Source organism: Leclercia sp. EC_58 (assembly GCF_019584355.1).
Taxonomy (GTDB): Bacteria; Pseudomonadota; Gammaproteobacteria; order Enterobacterales; family Enterobacteriaceae; genus Enterobacter.
In genome coordinates, this window is sequence record NZ_VDAM01000001.1 from 3,479,426 (window position 1) to 3,497,276 (window position 17,851).

The window sequence follows — 17,851 nt, forward strand, 5'->3', positions numbered from 1 at the left end:
CGCACCACGCCTTCAGTAGCGGAGCAGGAAGGACATCTGATGGAAATGGAAGCCACGCAAGCACCTTAAAATCACCATCATACACTAAATCAGTAAGTTGGCAGCATTACCCGGATAGTAATACTGGAAAGATAACCGGTACACGCGTCCATAGTGCACTTGTATTTGAGAAAGAGTTCGACTCTTCCAGCCCTTATCTTTATAAAGCTGTTGCCAGAGGGCAAACACTAAAATCTGCCGAGTTCAAATGGTACCGGATCAATCATGCCGGGCAGGAAGAAGAGTACTTTAATATGTTTCTTGAAGGGGTAAAAGTCGTGTCTGTTTGCCCTCTCATGCATGATATAAAAAACCCTTCGACGGAAAAACATAATCATCTTGAAGCAATCTCCCTGCGCTATGAAAAAATCACCTGGAAACATTGCGATGGAAATATTATTTTTTCTGATGCGTGGAATGAGAGATGATTCGTTGTACATTTCATTTAAATGGTGGGCAGATGTCTACTCTAAGTTGTCCTGGCGTTGGTTTCTTTCCGGCTTATTCTGGACACGCCGGTGCCAACCGAAATAATCCAGATTCTATTGCTATGAAAAAGAAAGGGCCATTGCCGCCTGGAAAATATTTCATTGTTACGCGTTCCCGGGGAGGGCTTCGATCCCGCTGGCACGATATGCTTAAAGAACTCGAGAGCGGTTCAAACCGGGACTTTTGGTTTGCATTATACCGGGACGACAGGGCTATCGATGATTCAACTTTTATAGACAACGTAGAGCGCGGAGCTTTTCGCCTGCATCCCGCAGGCAGTTCTGGAATTAGCGAAGGATGCATAACATTGCCAAATCATTCCCACTATCAAATCCTTCATCACGCATTGTTAAGCGCAGGTTCTTTACCCATTACGGCCGAGCTTAAAGCATTTGGCACCATACAGGTATATTAATGAAACCCAGTACTACTGTAATCATATGGTTGATGGAGTTAGCTCTTCTGTGTCTGGTTTATTCGTTAATTTGTATCGTTATGCCCGATATCTGGCTATATGATCTTTATACGGATAAATTTGGTTTTCTGACCGAGGCCGAATGGTACGACCGCTACATTTTCGCGTTGTCTCTGTTATCGCTGCTTTTAACCACGCTTTTAATCTGGCTGATCTCCCGTCATATGCAAAAACGTAAGGTCCACTAACCGTAAAGGGGCTCTCGCCCCTTTATCGCCTTGCCCGGCCTACAAAAACTCTGCCCGTAGGCCCGCGCAGGCGAAGCGCCGCCGGGCGTGGTGGCAACTGACTATAACACTCCCGGATAACGCCCTGCTTTTTAAAACTGTTATACAAAAATTCCACTTTTCTGTCTCTGATACTGATTTTCTCGCTGATTTACCATAACAGTCACACCGATTGACCTTGAGGTTGTGCATGTTTGGTTTAGATGCGTTTGTTCTTGCGAGGATCCAGTTTGCCTTGGTAATGCTGCCAACTTACTGATTTAGTGTATGATGGTGATTTTAAGGTGCTTGCGTGGCTTCCATTTCCATCAGATGTCCTTCCTGCTCCGCTACTGAAGGCGTGGTGCGGGCAAGGCTGGGACGGAAGTCACTGTCGTTCTCAAAATCGGTGGAGCTGCATGACAAGGTCATCGGGCATTATCTGAACATAAAACACTATCAGTAAGTTGGAGTCATTACCGGTTTTTCCCAGTTTGCCGGCAGCATTACCGGCCCGCTGCTGACCTATGAAGTGCTCACCGCCTTCTTCCTCGAAGCGGGTTTCCTGGGGGTGATGCTCTTCGGCTGGAACAAAGTGGGTGCGGGGCTGCACTTCTTTGCCACCTGCATGGTGGCGCTGGGCACGATTATCTCCACCTTCTGGATCCTCGCCTCCAACAGCTGGATGCAGACTCCGCAGGGCTATGAGATCGTCAACGGCCAGGTGGTGCCGGTGGACTGGTTGGCGGTGGTATTCAACCCCTCCTTCCCCTATCGCCTGCTGCATATGTCGATTGCCGCGTTTCTCAGCAGCGCGCTGTTTGTCGCGGCCTCGGCGGCCTGGCATCTGCTACGCGGGAACAATACCCCCGCCATTCGCCGCATGTTCTCCATGGCGCTGTGGATGACGCTGATCGTCGCCCCCATTCAGGCGATGGTCGGGGATATGCATGGCCTCAACACCCTGAAGCATCAGCCGGCCAAAATTGCCGCCATTGAGGGCCACTGGGAGAACCCGCCCGGCGAGCCGACGCCGCTGCTGCTCTTTGGCTGGCCGGATATGGCGCAGGAGCGCACCCGCTACGGGCTGGAGATCCCGGCGCTCGGCAGCCTGATCCTCACCCACAGCCTGGATAAGCAGGTTCCGGCGTTGAAAGAATTCCCGAAAGCGGATCGGCCCAACTCAACCATCGTCTTCTGGTCGTTCCGCATTATGGTCGGGCTAGGCCTGCTGATGCTCCTCCTGGGCGCGATCGCCCTGTGGCTGCGCTACAGGCAGCGGCTCTATTACTCCCGGCCATTCCTGTGGTTTGCCCTGCTGATGGGACCGTCGGGGTTAATTGCGATTCTCGCCGGTTGGGTGACCACCGAAGTGGGCCGTCAACCCTGGGTGGTGTATGGACTCCAGCGCACCAGAGATGCTGTATCGGCCCACGGCGACCTGCACATGAGCGTCAGCCTGTTGGCCTTTATCGTGGTCTACACCTCGGTGTTTGGCGTTGGTTATAGCTACATGGTGCGCCTGATTAAAAAAGGGCCGCAGGAAGAAGAGAGCTTCCCGACCGAAAACGATGGCCGCCCGGCACGCCCGCTCTCGGCTGCAAACGCTGAATTCACTCACAAGGAGACACCATAATGGGCATCGACCCCTCCCTTATCTGGTTTGTGATTATTGTCTTTGCCACCCTGATGTGCATCGTGATGGACGGCTTCGATCTCGGTATCGGTATTCTGTTTCCGGCCATCAAGGACGCGGATGACCGGGACGTGATGGTCAACAGCGTCGCCCCGGTATGGGACGGGAACGAAACCTGGCTGGTGCTGGGCGGAGCCGCGCTGTTCGGCGCCTTTCCGCTGGCCTATGCGGTGATTATTGATGCCCTGACCATTCCGCTGACCTTGATGCTGATCGGGCTGATTTTCCGCGGTGTGGCGTTCGAGTTCCGCTTTAAGGCGACGCCCGCGCACCGTCCCTTCTGGGATAAGGCGTTTATTGGCGGTTCACTGCTCGCCACCTTTACCCAGGGGATGGTCGTGGGCGCGGTGATCACTGGCTTCCCGGTCAGCGGCCGCGCTTTTGCCGGGGGGCCGTTCGACTGGTTTACGCCCTTCAGCCTCTTCTGCGGCCTGGGGCTGGTGGTGGCTTACGCCCTGCTGGGTGCCACCTGGCTGGTGATGAAAAGTGAAAACCCGCTCCAGGGTCGGATGCGTCAGATATCGAAGCGCCTGCTGCTGGCGCTGTTGGTTATCATTGCGGCGATCAGCCTCTGGACACCGCTGGCGCACCCGGCCATAGCCGATCGCTGGTTTAGCCTGCCGAACCTGTTCTTCCTGCTGCCGGTTCCGCTACTGGTGGCGCTGCTGGGCCTGTGGCAATGGCGTAGCCTGAATAACCCGCATAGCCACCATCTGCCGTTCGTGCTGACTCTTGGGTTAATCTTTCTTGGCTTTAGCGGGCTTGGGATCAGCATCTGGCCGCATATCATTCCGCCTGCCATCACCCTCTGGCAGGCCGCTGCGCCTGCCCAGAGTCAGGGCTTTATGCTGGTGGGGGCGTTGTTTATTATCCCGATCATCCTTGTCTACACTTTCTGGAGTTACTACGTATTTCGCGGAAAAGTCCAGCCTGGGGAGGGCTATCACTGATGAATCAACCTGTCTGGAAGCGACTGATGTGGATGGTGATTATCTGGGGCGCCAGCGTGCTGGCGCTGGCGCTGGTGGGGTTTTTCTTCCGGGTGCTAATGACGGCGGCGGGGTTTAAGTCACATTGATGCTGTGAAGGGGAACATGCGACTGAAGAGGTCGTTCCGTTCACTATACGTTCTCAGTTTCTCTTAAAACAACGTCACCTGTGAACGTGTTAAGGGGGCTATCGCCGCCCCCTTAACAATCCCGGCTCCCGGCAAGAAAATCGCCGCTTCGCGGTCCCTTCGGCTTATTCCCTCCGGCTATCGGGTCGGGCACCAGCCTGCATCCATGCAGGCTATGCCCTCTCGGCGCGTCCATGCGCCTCGCCCCGGCCTGCGGTCAACGCCTCAGCGATTTTCAGCCGGACATGGGCGTCGCTGTAAGTAATTTATTCCCTTGAACTATTTTATCGCTATAAACTAAAAAACGCTGTTGCTACCTCACCCCAACAATTCATGTCATTACTCCCTACAAATCCCAACAAATCCTTTCCCGCCTTTAAAAAACCGAATAATAACCTCACGAAACTACCGGCATCATACTCCGCAAACGTAATCAACCGGTGGCAAGATGTTTAAAAAAACGTTATCAGCAATAATGCTCACCTGCGCCCTATTCTCCGGCCAACTGATGGCCAGCCATAAAGGACATGAATTCTTTTGGGTGAAGAACGCCGATCAGCAGCTGCGCCACGAGGCGGACAGCGATGAGTTACGGGTGGTGGCAGAAGAGTCGGCAGATGGCTTGCGCGAACATCACCACTGGCAGAAGTCGCGCAAACCGGATACACATTTTCGTTAATTAAACGCTTTTACGCTTCGGCAGCGTTTTGAGCAGATCGTCAGGGCTGACGGAAGCCACCACGCTGCCCGGCTGAGGCATTTTAAGGATATGGTTTTTCATCTTACCGATGACATGCATCTCGCATGGACGGCAGTCAAATTTCAGGGTTAACACCTCATCACCATTGACCAGCTGCATCGGCGTCGCCTTCCAGCTCTTGATATTGCCTTTGGCCTGTTTCGGACAGAGGTTAAAGGCGAAGCGCAGGCAGTGCTTGGTGATCATCACCGGTACGTCGCCCTTCTCTTCGTGGGCTTCATACGCGGCATCAATCAGCTCCACGCCATAGCGCTGATAGAACGCCCGCGCCTTGTGGTTGTAGACGTTCGCCAGGAATGAGAGATGCGTTTCCGGGTAGACCGGCGGCGGTACAGAGACCGCTTTGCGGCTGCCACGTGGGTAGTTTGCCAGGCGCGCGGCGTCCAGCATCTCGGCCGTTTCACGACGGAACTGGTTCAGCAGGCTGTTCGGCACAAAGAGCGCGCCAGGCAGGTTAACCTGAATATCCCGGGCGTAATAGATAGTCTGACCCAGCTTAGCGACGCCATCCTTCAGGTTGTTCAGCGCTTTTTCGGCGTTGTTCGCCACCTCAAACTGCCCGTCCAGGGTGTGGGTGACGCTGGTACCATCTTCGCTGGTCATGGTCAGGATCAGCTGCTCTTCCCAGCCGCCCAGCTCGATGTCTACCGCAACGCGGCGCTCGCTGGAGGTTTTCAGCAGCGCCTGCTGCCAGTTATGGTCCAGGTTGCGGTTCAGGGGCGTATGCGGACGCACTTTATGCAGGTCGGCAGGCATTTCGTTTGGCCAGACGCGGTAGCGATTTTCACCGGTTTTCTCCACCGTGTTGGCGCGAAAACCAACCACTTCACGTTTGATCATCACATTCAGGCCATCGCCATTCGCCAGCGGCTCGGTCACTTCCACATCCAGATGCTCTCTGGAGACCTTCAGCACTTCACCCACCGGCAGGCCGATAAATTTCGGCGAATCGAATGCGCCGATATCCCCTTTGCGCGCATTCACAAAGTAGTCGGTACTGCCGCGATGGAAGGTTTTGTCGGTAGACGGAATAAAGAAGTGCTCGGTACGGCCGGCGGAGCTGCGGGCCAAATCGCCGCGATCTTCAATAATGGCATCGAGCATCTGGCGGTAATGGGCGGTGATGTTCTTCACATAGCTCATGTCCTTGTAACGCCCTTCAATCTTGAAGGAGCGCACGCCCGCATCGATCAGGGCGCCCAGGTTGGCGGTCTGGTCGTTATCTTTCATCGACAGAAGGTGCTTTTCAAACGCCACCACCCGGCCCTGATCGTCTTTCAGGGTATAGGGGAGACGACACGCCTGCGAGCAGTCGCCGCGGTTGGCGCTGCGTCCGGTCTGGGCGTGGGAGATATTGCACTGCCCGGAGTAGGCCACGCACAGCGCGCCGTGGATAAAGAACTCGATGGTAGCGTCGGTCGCCTGGTGGATATCGCGGATCTGATTGAGGTTCAGTTCACGGGCCAGCACGATCTGGGTAAAACCGGCATCCGAGAGGAACTTCGCTTTTTCCACGGTGCGGATATCGCACTGGGTACTGGCGTGCAACTCGATCGGCGGGATATCCATCTCAAGGACACCCATATCCTGGACGATCAGCGCATCAACGCCGGTCTGGTACAGGTCGGTAATCAGACGCTGCGCCGGTTCCAGTTCATCATCATGAAGAATGGTGTTCAGGGTCACGAACACTTTCGCCCCAAAACGGTGGGCGAACGGCACCAGGTCGGCGATATCGCGCAGGCTGTTGCTGGCATTATGGCGGGCGCCAAAACCAGGGCCGCCGATATAGACCGCATCGGCACCATGAAGGATCGCTTCACGGGCAATGGCGGCGTCACGAGCCGGGCTTAAAAGTTCAAGATGATGGGATGGCAGGCGCATACTTCGTCGTTATCCGTTATGGTCAAAATGGCGGCTATTGTAGTCAGAAGTATGGGCCAGTGAAACAGTTTTGCGTGTCTTTATCGGGGATAATGGATGAGTGAGTGAAAGTGCACCGTCTGGCCGCTGCTGTTGCGGTAGGCGTGCGGTTTATCTCCGGCAAAACGCAGGCCGGTATCGGGCAAAAGCGTTTGCCAGACGCCGTCGATCTGCATCTCCAGCTCACCGCTTATCACCACCACATGCTCAATTACACCGGCCTCGTGCGGGGTGGATTCGCTAAGGGCGCCCGGCGCGAGGGTAATCGAGAAATGATCGTATTTCAGCGCCTCATCCCAGGGAAAGAGCGGTTTCACCACCATCGCCTGCTGCTGGGGATCGAATACCGGCGGGTTTTCCGCTTCGGGCGTGATAAAGGTGGAGAACGGCACGTTCAGCCCAGTGGCGATTTTCCACAGCGTCGAAACCGTCGGGCTGGATTCGTTCCGCTCCACCTGGCCGAGCATCGCTTTCGACACTCCGGTCTCTTCAGCCAGCTTCGACAGGCTCCAGCCGCGCGCCTGGCGCAGCGTTTTCAGCGTAATTGCAAGATGTTGCGTAATGTCCATAGCCCCTCCTCTTGCCGCGAGTGTACCACTTGTATGCTATAACGCACAGTGCTACATTCACGGCTGTTATAACGCACAACGGAGCTCCCATGCGCGCATCTTCGCTCACCTTTCCAACCATCTTATCCGGTTTCGTTGCCGTGCTGGTGGGCTACGCCAGCTCTGCCGCCATTATCTGGCAAGCGGCAGCGGCGGCAGGCGCTACGGCCCCGCAGATTGCAGGCTGGATGACCGCCCTGGGTCTGGGGATGGGGATCAGCACGCTGGGGCTGTCGTGGTGGTATAAAGCGCCGGTGCTTACCGCCTGGTCGACACCGGGTGCCGCCCTGCTGGCAACCAGCCTGCAAGGGGTCACGCTTTCAGAAACCATCGGCATCTTTATTTTTGCCAATGCCCTGATCGTTATCTGTGGCGTCAGCGGCCTGTTCGCCCGGCTGATGAAGATCATTCCCCATTCACTGGCGGCGGCGATGCTTGCCGGGGTGCTGCTGCGCTTTGGGTTACAGGCCTTCAGCAATCTGGAGGGGCATCTGCTGCTGTGTGGCAGTATGCTGCTGGCCTGGCTGCTGACCAAAGCCTTTGCTCCGCGCTATGCCATCGTTGCCACCCTTCTGGTGGGCGGATTAGTGGCGGCACTGAAAGGTGACGTTGTCACGGAACGGCTCACTTTCGCGCTGGTAATGCCGGAATTTATCGTCCCCACCTTTAATCTCACCACCCTTATCAGCATCGGCCTGCCCTTCTTTTTAGTCACCATGGCGTCACAGAATGCGCCGGGGTTCGCCACGATGAAAGCCTCCGGCTATCCGGTGGCCGTCTCGCCGCTCATCATTGTCACCGGCGGCCTGGCGCTGCTGCTGTCGCCGTTTGGCGTCTACTCCATCTGTATTGCGGCGATCACCGCCGCCATCTGCCAGAGTCCGGATGCGCACCCGGATGCCGGTAAACGCTGGCTGGCTGCGGCTGCGGCGGGCGTCTTTTACCTGCTGGCCGGCATTTTCGGCGGCTCGATTAGCGGGCTGATGGCGGCTCTGCCGCTAAGCTGGATCCAGACGCTGGCAGGTCTGGCGCTGCTGGGCACCATCAGCGGTAGTCTGCATCAGGCGCTACATAATGAGGCGGAACGCGATGCCGCCATCGTGACCTTTCTGCTGACCGCCAGCGGCGCAACCCTTGCGGGGATAGGCTCGGCGTTCTGGGGGCTGGTGGCGGGCGGCGTCTGCTACGCCCTGCTGCTACGCACTCGCCGCACGTAGCTGGGACGGCGTAAGCCCGGTGGCGGCGCGAAAGCGGTTGCTGAAATGGCTGGCGGAGCTGAATCCGCAGGCCAGGGCAATGTCGGTGAGCGGCTGGCGGGTGGTCCGCACCAGGGTTTTGGCCTTCTCCATCCGTCGCTGCATCACATACTGGTGCGGCGCCATCTGCATCGACTGACGGAACATGCGGGCAAAATGAAACTCGCTTAAGCTGGCCTGCGCCGCCAGATCCGCCAGGGTCAGCGGCTGGGCCAGATTCTCTTCGATAAACGCCAGCACATTACGCAGGACGAACGGCGACAGGCCGCCGGTGATGGTCGGCAGCGACCACTGAACGTTGCTGTAGTGCTGCACCAGGTGGGTCAGAAGCAAGGTCGAGGCGGTACTCAGCGTAAGCTGATTGGCAGACTGCTGCCAGTCGCAGCCGAGGATAAAATGGCGATACAGGGCGGTAATGCTGGCGTCGTCACCAAACAGATTTTCGTCCAGGGTAAAGCTGTAGGGGCTTTTGTCCCACACCTGCTCTCCCACGTTACGCAGGTGGTCATCGGTACAGTAGAGATGCACAAACGACAGATCGTCGCGAATATCCCAGGTGGACTCGCTCTCTTTCGGCATCAGGCAGAAACGGTCCGGCCCGCCGCCGTTTTTCCAGCCGGCGGTGGTTTTGTGATAGCTCTCGTAGCCGTCGGCGATATAGAGACTGAGCGTATGGTGATCACAATACTGGGTGATGGTGTCGCGCTTGTTTGACCAGGCCGCCAGCTGGATCCCTGAATTCAGCGCCACGGCATTGTGTAATACCGCTTTATGTTTGCGCAGATTTTCAAAGGCACCATAGGTCTCAGCCATAACCACTCACACCGTTGTTAATAAGAGTTAACAAGTCTAAAAAGAACTGCCCTTCAGTACCACCCCGGGTCAGGAAAAAAGCGCAAGAATATGCAAGTCCGCCGCAAGTCTGTGAAAGAAGGTCATTCTCCCTGCCGCCATACTGACCCCAGACTTTGCTGATAAGAGAAAAAAGATGAACGCATTTTTGTACGCTCTGGTCGTGATTATCTGGGGAACCACCTGGATTGCTATCTATCTACAACAGGGGCCGGTTCCCGCGCCGGTCTCTATTTTCTGGCGCTTTGCCGTCGCCACCGCCACCATCATGGCGGTGCTGCTGGTTCTGCGCCGCCTGCGTCCGCTGGCCTTGCGCGACCATCTGTTTTGCGGCCTGCAAGGATGCTGCGTCTTTTGCTTTAATTTCTGGTGTTTTTACACCGCAGCGGCGTATATCAATACCGGGCTGGAGTCGGTAATTTTCTCCATGGCGGTGCTCTATAACGCCCTGAACAGTTTTCTCTTTTTTGGTCAGCGTCCGCCCGCGCGTTTTTATCTGGCGGCGGCGCTGGGGCTGCTCGGCATTATTACGCTCTTCTGGAACGACCTGCTGGCCAGCGGCTGGAGTGCCGGTCTGCTGTTCGGCATTGCCCTCTCGGCGCTGGGCACCTACGGTTTTTCGCTGGGCAATATGATCAGTCTGCGCCACCAGCGCAACGGTCTGGAGACCATGACCACCAACGCCTGGGCGATGCTCTACGGTACGCTGGTGATGGGGGCAATTGCGCTGATCCGCGGGGATGATTTTACGCCGGTCTGGTCGGTTAGCTACATGGGTGCCCTGCTCTATCTGGCGCTCTTTGGCTCGGTGATTGCCTTTGGTGCCTACTTTACGCTGGTTGGAAGAATTGGCGCAGGCAAGGCGGCTTATAGCACCCTGCTGTTCCCGCTGGTCGCACTCTCATTTTCGACGGTGTACGAAGGCTATGTCTGGCACAGCAACGCCATTGCCGGGCTGCTGCTGATCTTAACGGGGAATCTGGTGATGTTTGCCCGTCCGGAGAACTGGTTCAGACGGTTGCGAACGGCGTAAAAAAACCGGCCTGCACGCGGCAGGCCGGCCTGATATTATTGGGTTTTATGCACGTCAAACATGGTGGCATCGGTCGCCATGTCATCCACAACCTGCTTAAGGGTTGCGAAGGTCATTGGCGTGTTTTCATTACTCAGCTCTTTACCTTCCCCTTTACGCACGACTTTGATGACCGGCTTGTTGGTCTTAGCGTCAATCAACTCGCCTTCAAAGAAGAGGTGGGTATCCATGGTACGGTGGCCGGTTGCCATCTGTGTACCCGCCACGACCAGCGCAACAGGGACAACTTCATAGAACTGCAGACCTTCTTTCTGCGAGCTCACACCAGTAATGGCGCCGCGGAAGATCAGGCTACGTGAACCTGGCGTCGTCACAATCGGCTTACGCTGGCCGATAGCAGTTTTCATTTTGGTGTTGGTGTAGTTTAACAGTTCATCCAGCGTACGCTGGCCGATCTGGGTCGTTGGCTTTGGTGCCGGATAATAGGTGATATTGTTCCAGATAATGCTGTCGTAGTTCGCTTCGTTATAAGACGGATCAACCCAGCGCAGCGTTGGTTTGCCCGAAGCGGAAGTCGTTTCTTTAAGCCCTGAGTAGTCTTTTAAAAAACCTGAATATTGATCAGGCGCGGCCACTTTTGACGCACAGCCAGCGAGAAGCAACATGCCGGAGAGCGCGGCAACTTTAAATAAAGTGTTAGGCTTTGTACGAAAAGTATTGCCGCATGCAACGTAGGCTGCAGGCCAAGGTGACCATGGCTGCAAAGCTCTTGGCCAGCTTGTCATAGCGAGTGCCGATCCTGCGATTTTCAAATCCTTGATCAGCTCCCATGACGCATCAGAAAGTTCGTAACGCCTTGCCATACGGGCCTCCAACCGGTCATGGCGGCAATTTTAGCCACAACGACTTTTCGTACAAAACCTAGTACGCATAATGGGTGTATCCCTGTGAAGTGCAAATATGCAATTGAAGTTATAGCAAAAGTTGGCAGGAAAGAAAGTGACAAAAAATGAGGAAGAGAGCACAAATTGAAAAAAATGCCCGTAACGATAACGGGCAGTGATAAATGATTATTTTACATCCACTTGCCAGAATAAATGTTTACCGAACGGGTCTATTTCATAGCCCGTGACTTCTTTACGGACGGGTTCGAAAATAGTTGAGTGGGCAATCATTACCGCTGGCATTTGATCGTGCATCATTTGCTGCGCCTGTTTATATAACGCGACCCTTTTATCGTGATCGGTAATGGATTTAGCCTCGGCAATAATTTTATCAAAGGGCGGATAACACCATTTCGCAGAATTAGAACCGCCGTTGGCTGAGGTACAGGTAAAGAGCGGACCAAAGAAGTTATCCGGGTCGCCCGTAGCGGTTGTCCAGCCCATCAGCGCCGCCTGATGCTCGCCGCCCTTCACCCGCTTGAGGTATTCACCCCACTCGTAGGTGACGACTTTGGTCTGCACGCCAACTTTTGCCCAGTCGGCCTGAATCATCTCGGCCATCCGTTTGGCATTCGGGTTGTACGGACGCTGCACCGGCATCGCCCACAGGTCGATGGTCATCCCGTTGGCAAAACCGGCCTCTTTCAGCAGGGCTTTGGCTTTTTCCGGATCGTAATCGTAATCCTTCAACTCGCTGTCTGCGCTCCAGACGCCCGGCGGCAGCAGGTTTTTGGCAGCGGTGCCGGTGCCCTGGAAGACGGCCTCAATAATGGCCGGTTTGTTGATAGCCATCGCCAGCGCCTGACGCACCTTGACATTATCCAGCGGCGGTTTCTGGGTGTTAAACGACAGGAAACCCGTATTCAGCCCGGCCTTGCTCATCAGATTAAGATCTTTATTGGCCTTCATCCGCGGCAGGTCGGCGGGGTTCGGGAATGGCATCACCTGACACTCGTTTTTCTCCAGCTTGGCGAAGCGCACCGAGGCGTCCGGGACGATGGTGAACACCAGACGATCCAGTTTTGCTTTACCCTGCCAGTACTCCGGGAAGGCGGTGAACAGGATGCGCGAGTCCTTCTGGTATTTCGCCAGCTTAAACGGCCCGGTGCCAATCGGCTCCATATCCACCTTCTCTGGCGTGCCGGCTTTCATCATCGCATCCGCATACTCGGCGGAGAGGATCGAGGCGAAGTACCATGCTAAATCCGCGACAAATGGCGCTTCCGGATGCGCCAGGGTGAAACGCACCGTGTGATCGTCCACTTTATCAATGGCGGTAATCAGCTTGCCAAACTCCAGGCTTTCAAAATTCGAATAGTTACCGTTAGAGACGTTGTGATAGGGATGCTTCGGATCTTTCTGCCGCATAAACGAGAAGATCACATCATCGGCGTTAAAGTCTCGCGTTGGGGTGAACAGCTTGTTGCTCTGGAACTTCACCCCCTTGCGCAGATGGAAGGTGTAGACCTTACCGTCTTCGCTCACCTCCCAGCTTTCGGCCAGGCTCGGCACCAGATCGGTAGTGCCAGGAGTAAAATCCACCAGCCGGTTATATACCGGTACCGCGCTGGCATCCACGCTGGTGCCCGAGGTATAGAGTTGCGGGTTAAAGTTCTCAGGCGATCCTTCGGAACAATAGACCAGCGTTTTAGCGGCAACGGTGGAACTGACCGTCAGCGCGGCGACGGTTAGCGCCAGTTTTGTGAGGTTGCTTTTCATCGCGTTTTCCTGTCTTTTAATTTGACGGCTAATGAATTTTTGTCGTGCCAAACCATAAATATCATTAAAGTGATTTAGCAAACACCTGATAACTCAAATAAAGAAGGATCCACCATGGCTTCTGCGCTCGCCAGACAATTAACCCAACGCTTCTTTCGCTACCTGGCCGTCACCAGCCAGAGCGACCCAAAGGTTAAAACCCTGCCCTCCACCCCCGGCCAGCATGATATGGCGAGGATGCTGGCTTCAGAGCTGCAAACGCTGGGTTTGTCGGAGATCGTGATCGACGAATTTGCCACCGTCACCGCGGTAAAAAAGGGCAATGTACCCGGCGCGCCGCGAATCGGTTTTATCACCCATATCGATACCGTTGACGTCGGTTTGTCACCGGATATTCATCCACAGATCCTCACCTTTACCGGAGATGATCTCTGCCTGAATGCCGAAAAAGATATCTGGCTGCGGGTCAGTGAACACCCTGAAATCCTCGCTTATCCCAATGAAGAGATCATTTTCAGCGACGGTACCAGTGTGCTGGGTGCCGACAACAAATCGGCGGTGACGGTGGTGATGACGCTGCTGGAGAACCTCACCGCTGAGCATCAGCATGGCGATATCGTGGTGGCCTTTGTGCCGGACGAAGAGATTGGCCTGTGCGGGGCGAAAGCGCTGGATCTGGCCCGTTTTGATGTCGATTTCGCCTGGACCATCGACTGCTGCGAGCTCGGGGAGATTGTTTACGAAAACTTCAACGCGGCGGCGGCGGAGATTCGCTTTACCGGCGTGACGGCGCACCCGATGTCGGCGAAGGGCGTGCTGGTCAACCCGCTGCTGATGGCGACCGATTACATCAACCACTTCGATCGTCTGCAAACCCCGGAGCACACCGAAGGTCGCGAAGGTTATATCTGGTTTAACGGCATTCAGGCCGGGCAAAACGAGGCGTTGCTGAAGGCGAGCATTCGTGATTTCGATCGCGACAGCTTTGCCGCGCGCAAGGCACAAATTGGCGACGTTGCGGAGAAAATCGCTGCCCAGTATCCCACCGCGAAGGTGAGCTGGCATATCGAAGATACCTACAGCAACATCAGCAATGCGGTGGGTGACGATCGCCGGGCAATCGACCTGATGTTCGAGGCGATGGAAAGTTTAGGCATCACGCCAAAACCGACCCCGATGCGCGGCGGCACCGACGGTGCAGCGCTCTCGGCGAAGGGACTGTTGACGCCAAACTTCTTCACCGGCGCCCATAACTTCCACTCGAAGTTTGAGTTTTTACCGTTGAAATCGTTCGAGGCGTCGTACAACACGGCGCTGCAGCTCTGTCTGCTGGCGGCGCGTTAAGCGGGTTGACAAGCACGGATACGCCGGGTGTCGGCTGCGCCTTACCCGGCCTACGGCCTTGTAGGCCCGTGCAAGCGCAGCGCCGCCGGGCAAGAACGGTTACGCCGGTTTACGCGCCAGCATCGTGGCAAAGCGCAGCTTAATGCGGTTCCCCTGGGCGTCGGTGCGGTGCAGCTCGCCCACATCCTCGTTATATTTCAGCAGTTCCCAGCCTGCATAGTAGTCGCTTAACTCGCCGGTTTTAAACGCGAACGGGAAGCCGACGTTGCACGGATAATCGTCGGTATCCATTGCCGCCACAATCAGGTTATAGCCACCGGGTTTCGTGCAGCGCTGCATGTTGTCGATAAGATTGGGGATGGTTTCCGCCTGCAGGAACATCATCACCACGGTGGAGAGAATAAAATCGTATTCGCCGTCAAAGCGTAGAGTGTTGAGATCCTGCACCGCCGTCTGCAGGTTAGTGATCCCCTCTTTCGCCTTGATGCTCTCGATATTCTCGATGCCCATCGGATTTTTATCCCATGCGGTGACGTCAAAGCCGTTCGCCGCAAGGTAGAGGCTGTTTCGCCCGTTGCCGCAGCCGAGATCCAGCGTCTTGCCCGGCTTAACAATCCCGGCGCTGTACAGCACTTCGGAGTGGGTACGGGTCAGGCCATATTTTTCGGTGAAGTAGTTCTCATCAAACACAGTCATTCTTTTTCCTCAGCTTGCATAAGCGTTGCTTTGTCTGCACGAACCAACAGTTTCCCCTGCATCAAAAGGATAAACGTACGCACCAGTAATAGCGCAATGATGGCATTGGTAAAAATAAAGAGCGGAATGGCGATGGCGTGAAAGAAACCGGACGGGCTGCTCTGCCCCAGATGCAAACCGGTGGTGGCCAGCGCCGAGACGCCGAACGAAAAGCTCCAGAATGAAGCATTAAAGGGCTGCGACAGATACCAGGGCATCAGCCGCAGGGTAAAGAGTAATTGCAGCAGGCCGTAGCCGAACAGCATTTTGGCAAAGGTATCCGCCTCGCCGCCGTTGACGCTGAGCCACGCGCTGCAGGCCACCAGCGCAGGGGCCAGCTGAATACCGAGAGATGAGCGCATCGGCGCAGGCAGTTCTCCCGCGCTGCGCAACCGTTGCAGGATCACCGGCTCCAGGCTCAGCCAGGAGAAGACCCCCGCGCCAAGAAACACCAGCCCGGCATCGTGAAACCCGAGCGCGCCGCAGGCCATGGCGCTGATAAAGTTGTTGGCCACCGTCGGCAGGTAGAGCCCGGGAGTGGTCGCCTCTTCCGGATGTTTACCGCGCCACAGCCCGGCGGACTGCCACGCCGCATAGCTCAGCTGCACCACCACGCCCACGCTAAACAGAGCCAGTGCCAGGGGGCGATACCAGGGCACAAAGCCAATCGCCACCAGCATGGTGGTGGCCGGGAACAGACTCACAAAACTGCTCATTACCGGATGACGCATCTCCGCCAGTACACTGCCGGGAAACCGCACCGCTCGGGTGATAAACGCCACAGTTAACAGTAGCCAGATCGCCATCGCCAGCAACACCAGCATCTCCCCCGGCCAGTGCGGCACCGGCCAGATGGTGCTGGCGTAGCGCCAGGCGAAGCCCATACCGATGGTCCCCAGCACCATACCGTAGTAACCAGCGGGTAAATTCAGAACGCGTTCAGTTGCTTGCGTTTTATACATATTTTTTAATCTATAAATTATATTTGAAATGCTAGTTTAAGGAGTTTCATTTACCGATGCCAGTGTTTCGATCAAGCTAAAGTTTGCTACGTTTAGTAAAGAGGACAACTGCGGGCACAGTGATGAAAAAATATCGACTTAGCGAGGAAAGCCGTCTGCACCACTGGCAGGATGGCGAGACCAAAACAGCGGTAAAGGTGCGCCAGATTATCGCCGCGCGTGATTTCAGCGATGTGAAAAGCGGCACCCAAGGTGGCTGGATCGACGACGAATCGGCGCTCTCGCACGAAGATGACTGCTGGATCTACGACGAGAACAGCGTGGTCTTTGCCGGGGCGCAGGTGAACGGTAACGCGCGCATTACCCGGCCATGCGTAATTAGCCATCGGGCATCTGTCGGCGATAACGCCTGGGTGGACGGGGCCGAGATCAGCCACGGCGCGCGCCTAAGTGACAACGTCACCGTTCAGTCTTCGGTGGTGCGCGGCGAATGCCATCTGTTTGGGAACGCCCGTATCCTGCACAACAGCATGGTGATCGCCGCCAAAGGGTTAACCCCGGACAATGAGCAGATCCTGCGTATTTTTGGCGAGGCCACGGTCAGCCAGTCACGGGTGGTGCATCAGGCACAGATCTACGGCAACGCCATTGTCAGCTACGCCTTTGTTGAGCATCGCGCTGAAATCTTTGACAACGCGCTGATCGAAGGCAACGAAGAGAATAACGTCTGGGTATGCGACTGCGCCAAAGTCTACGGCAACGCGCGCCTGCTTGCGGGGCTGGAGGAAGATGCCATCCCGACCCTACGCTACAGCTCCCAGGTGGCGGAAAATGCCCTGGTTGAGGGCAACTGCGTCATCAAACATCATGTGCTGATTGGCGGCGAAGCCTGGCTACGCGGCGGGCCTATTCTGATAGATGACAAAGTGGTGATTCAGGGCCGGGCGCGCATTCGCGGGGAAGTGCTGATCGAACATCATATTGAGATTACCGATGACGCGGTGATCGAGGCGGCGGAAGGCGAGATGATCCACCTGCGTGGTGCTAAGGTGATTAACGGCGCGCAGCATATCACCCGCACGCCGCTGCTTGGCGCATTATGAGGTGCAGATCCGGGCGTAGATATTCTGGTCGTCATAGCGTCCGTTGAGGAATTCCGCCTCTTTCAGACACCCTTCCAGCACAAAGCCGTTGCGCAGCGCCACCTGATTGCTGGCGGCGTTGTCAACGCGGCACTTGATGACGAAACGGCGGATCTCTCCGCGTCCGGCGTAGTGGCGGATAAAGGCCTCCAGCGCCTGGGACAAAATACCCTGCCCCTGATGGGCTTCATCCAGCCAGTAGCCGATATAGCCGGTTTTATTCAGCGGTTCGATGGCGTTAAACGACAGCACCCCCACCAGCGCGTTATCGTGAAAAATCAGGAACATTTTGGCGTAACCGCGCTGATGCAGCATCTGGTTGCTCTGAATGTTCTGGCGGGTGACCTCTTCGGTGCCGACATATTGCGGCCAGTTAAGGTAGTCCTGCAACCACGCCCGGTTTTTGATCACCAGATTATGCAGCTCGGTGGTGTAACGCTCGTCGGCGGCACGCAGTTCGATATGCGCATTGACGGGAATGATCTCTTCAGTTGGTGTGGTCATCGTGCTTCCTCTGCAACGCCGGGCGGCGCAGCCGCCACCCGGCAAAG

At 55.8% G+C, this 17,851-nt stretch carries 17 protein-coding genes and 3 pseudogenes; 11 read left to right on the top strand and 9 right to left on the bottom strand.

Going from position 1 to position 17,851, the window contains the following annotated elements; all coding sequences use genetic code 11:
• The 7 genes and pseudogenes from tssD to FHC51_RS17085 form a co-directional block, all read left to right on the top strand.
• Nucleotides 1–467, top strand: a 467-nt coding sequence (gene tssD, locus FHC51_RS17060) for a type VI secretion system tube protein TssD (protein WP_220436156.1), incomplete at its 5' end; no start/stop codon positions are given.
• Nucleotides 464–943 carry a DUF2778 domain-containing protein gene (locus FHC51_RS17065; protein WP_220436157.1) on the top strand — a complete coding sequence of 160 codons (480 nt, stop codon included), beginning with the start codon at nucleotides 464–466 and terminating at the stop codon, nucleotides 941–943. The genes tssD and FHC51_RS17065, both read left to right, overlap by 4 nt.
• A 636-nt stretch (nucleotides 944–1,579) precedes the next feature.
• A pseudogene (locus FHC51_RS23010) lies at nucleotides 1,580–1,675 on the top strand (IS1 family transposase); the annotation flags it as partial.
• A 12-nt stretch (nucleotides 1,676–1,687) separates the two neighbouring features.
• Nucleotides 1,688–2,845 (top strand): annotated as a pseudogene (locus FHC51_RS17070) (cytochrome ubiquinol oxidase subunit I); the annotation flags it as partial.
• Nucleotides 2,845–3,855 (top strand): cytochrome d ubiquinol oxidase subunit II, encoded by a 1,011-nt coding sequence (cydB, locus tag FHC51_RS17075; RefSeq protein ID WP_220436158.1) that lies wholly within the window; start codon nucleotides 2,845–2,847, stop codon nucleotides 3,853–3,855. The pseudogene FHC51_RS17070 and the gene cydB, both read left to right, overlap by 1 nt.
• A complete protein-coding gene (locus FHC51_RS17080; RefSeq protein ID WP_220436159.1) occupies nucleotides 3,855–3,983 on the top strand; it encodes a DUF2474 domain-containing protein in 129 nt (42 codons plus the stop codon). The genes cydB and FHC51_RS17080 overlap by 1 nt, the downstream gene beginning before the upstream one ends.
• Before the next feature lie 487 nt (nucleotides 3,984–4,470).
• Nucleotides 4,471–4,701, top strand: a complete 231-nt coding sequence (locus tag FHC51_RS17085) for a DUF2554 family protein (RefSeq protein WP_220436160.1) — start codon at nucleotides 4,471–4,473, stop codon at nucleotides 4,699–4,701.
• Here FHC51_RS17085 and FHC51_RS17090 read toward each other — a convergent pair whose 3' ends face one another.
• Nucleotides 4,702–6,666 carry a U32 family peptidase gene (locus FHC51_RS17090; RefSeq protein WP_114314865.1) on the bottom strand — a complete coding sequence of 655 codons (1,965 nt, stop codon included), beginning with the start codon at nucleotides 6,664–6,666 and terminating at the stop codon, nucleotides 4,702–4,704.
• Between the two features lie 80 nt (nucleotides 6,667–6,746).
• A complete protein-coding gene (locus FHC51_RS17095) occupies nucleotides 6,747–7,274 on the bottom strand; it encodes a helix-turn-helix domain-containing protein (protein WP_103179718.1) in 528 nt (175 codons plus the stop codon).
• A gap of 68 nt (nucleotides 7,275–7,342) precedes the next feature.
• Here FHC51_RS17095 and FHC51_RS17100 point away from each other — a divergent pair, with 68 nt between their 5' ends.
• Nucleotides 7,343–8,530 carry a benzoate/H(+) symporter BenE family transporter gene (locus tag FHC51_RS17100; protein ID WP_309236375.1) on the top strand — a complete coding sequence of 396 codons (1,188 nt, stop codon included), beginning with the start codon at nucleotides 7,343–7,345 and terminating at the stop codon, nucleotides 8,528–8,530.
• Here FHC51_RS17100 and FHC51_RS17105 read toward each other — a convergent pair.
• On the bottom strand, nucleotides 8,510–9,382 hold the full coding sequence (locus tag FHC51_RS17105) for an AraC family transcriptional regulator (protein ID WP_114314863.1): 873 nt from the start codon (nucleotides 9,380–9,382) through the stop codon (nucleotides 8,510–8,512). The genes FHC51_RS17100 and FHC51_RS17105 overlap by 21 nt on opposite strands.
• 175 nt (nucleotides 9,383–9,557) lie before the next feature.
• Between FHC51_RS17105 and FHC51_RS17110 the strand changes: the two genes are divergently transcribed.
• Nucleotides 9,558–10,454 carry a DMT family transporter gene (locus FHC51_RS17110; RefSeq protein WP_103822068.1) on the top strand — a complete coding sequence of 299 codons (897 nt, stop codon included), beginning with the start codon at nucleotides 9,558–9,560 and terminating at the stop codon, nucleotides 10,452–10,454.
• Between the two features lie 35 nt (nucleotides 10,455–10,489).
• Here the strand turns inward: FHC51_RS17110 and FHC51_RS17115 are convergent, their stop codons facing one another.
• From FHC51_RS17115 to FHC51_RS17120, 3 genes and pseudogenes are all read right to left on the bottom strand, one after another.
• A complete protein-coding gene (locus tag FHC51_RS17115) occupies nucleotides 10,490–11,119 on the bottom strand; it encodes a DUF3313 domain-containing protein (protein ID WP_255584905.1) in 630 nt (209 codons plus the stop codon).
• A 31-nt stretch (nucleotides 11,120–11,150) separates the two neighbouring features.
• A pseudogene (locus tag FHC51_RS23015) lies at nucleotides 11,151–11,264 on the bottom strand (IS5/IS1182 family transposase); the annotation flags it as partial.
• A gap of 260 nt (nucleotides 11,265–11,524) precedes the next feature.
• Nucleotides 11,525–13,117 carry an ABC transporter substrate-binding protein gene (locus tag FHC51_RS17120; protein WP_220436163.1) on the bottom strand — a complete coding sequence of 531 codons (1,593 nt, stop codon included), beginning with the start codon at nucleotides 13,115–13,117 and terminating at the stop codon, nucleotides 11,525–11,527.
• A 114-nt stretch (nucleotides 13,118–13,231) separates the two neighbouring features.
• Between FHC51_RS17120 and pepT the strand changes: the two genes are divergently transcribed.
• Nucleotides 13,232–14,461: a peptidase T gene (pepT, locus tag FHC51_RS17125; RefSeq protein ID WP_220436164.1), complete on the top strand. Its 1,230-nt coding sequence runs from the start codon at nucleotides 13,232–13,234 to the stop codon at nucleotides 14,459–14,461.
• Between the two features lie 99 nt (nucleotides 14,462–14,560).
• Here pepT and tehB read toward each other — a convergent pair whose 3' ends face one another.
• Together tehB and tehA are read right to left on the bottom strand one after the other, a co-directional pair.
• Complete coding sequence (gene tehB, locus FHC51_RS17130; protein ID WP_220436165.1) at nucleotides 14,561–15,157, bottom strand: tellurite resistance methyltransferase TehB; 597 nt, start codon at nucleotides 15,155–15,157, stop codon at nucleotides 14,561–14,563.
• Nucleotides 15,154–16,158 carry a dicarboxylate transporter/tellurite-resistance protein TehA gene (tehA, locus tag FHC51_RS17135; RefSeq protein ID WP_220436166.1) on the bottom strand — a complete coding sequence of 335 codons (1,005 nt, stop codon included), beginning with the start codon at nucleotides 16,156–16,158 and terminating at the stop codon, nucleotides 15,154–15,156. Before tehA ends, tehB begins: the two co-directional genes overlap by 4 nt.
• A 122-nt stretch (nucleotides 16,159–16,280) precedes the next feature.
• On the opposite strand from tehA, the gene ydcK reads away from it, so the two are divergent.
• The gene (ydcK, locus tag FHC51_RS17140; RefSeq protein WP_220436167.1) at nucleotides 16,281–17,261 is read left to right on the top strand and encodes a YdcK family protein; all 981 of its coding nucleotides are present in this window, start codon (nucleotides 16,281–16,283) and stop codon (nucleotides 17,259–17,261) included.
• Here ydcK and rimL read toward each other — a convergent pair.
• On the bottom strand, nucleotides 17,256–17,804 hold the full coding sequence (gene rimL, locus FHC51_RS17145; protein ID WP_220436168.1) for a 50S ribosomal protein L7/L12-serine acetyltransferase: 549 nt from the start codon (nucleotides 17,802–17,804) through the stop codon (nucleotides 17,256–17,258). The two genes, ydcK and rimL, sit on opposite strands and share 6 nt — an antisense overlap.
• Nucleotides 17,805–17,851: the final 47 nt, after the last annotated feature.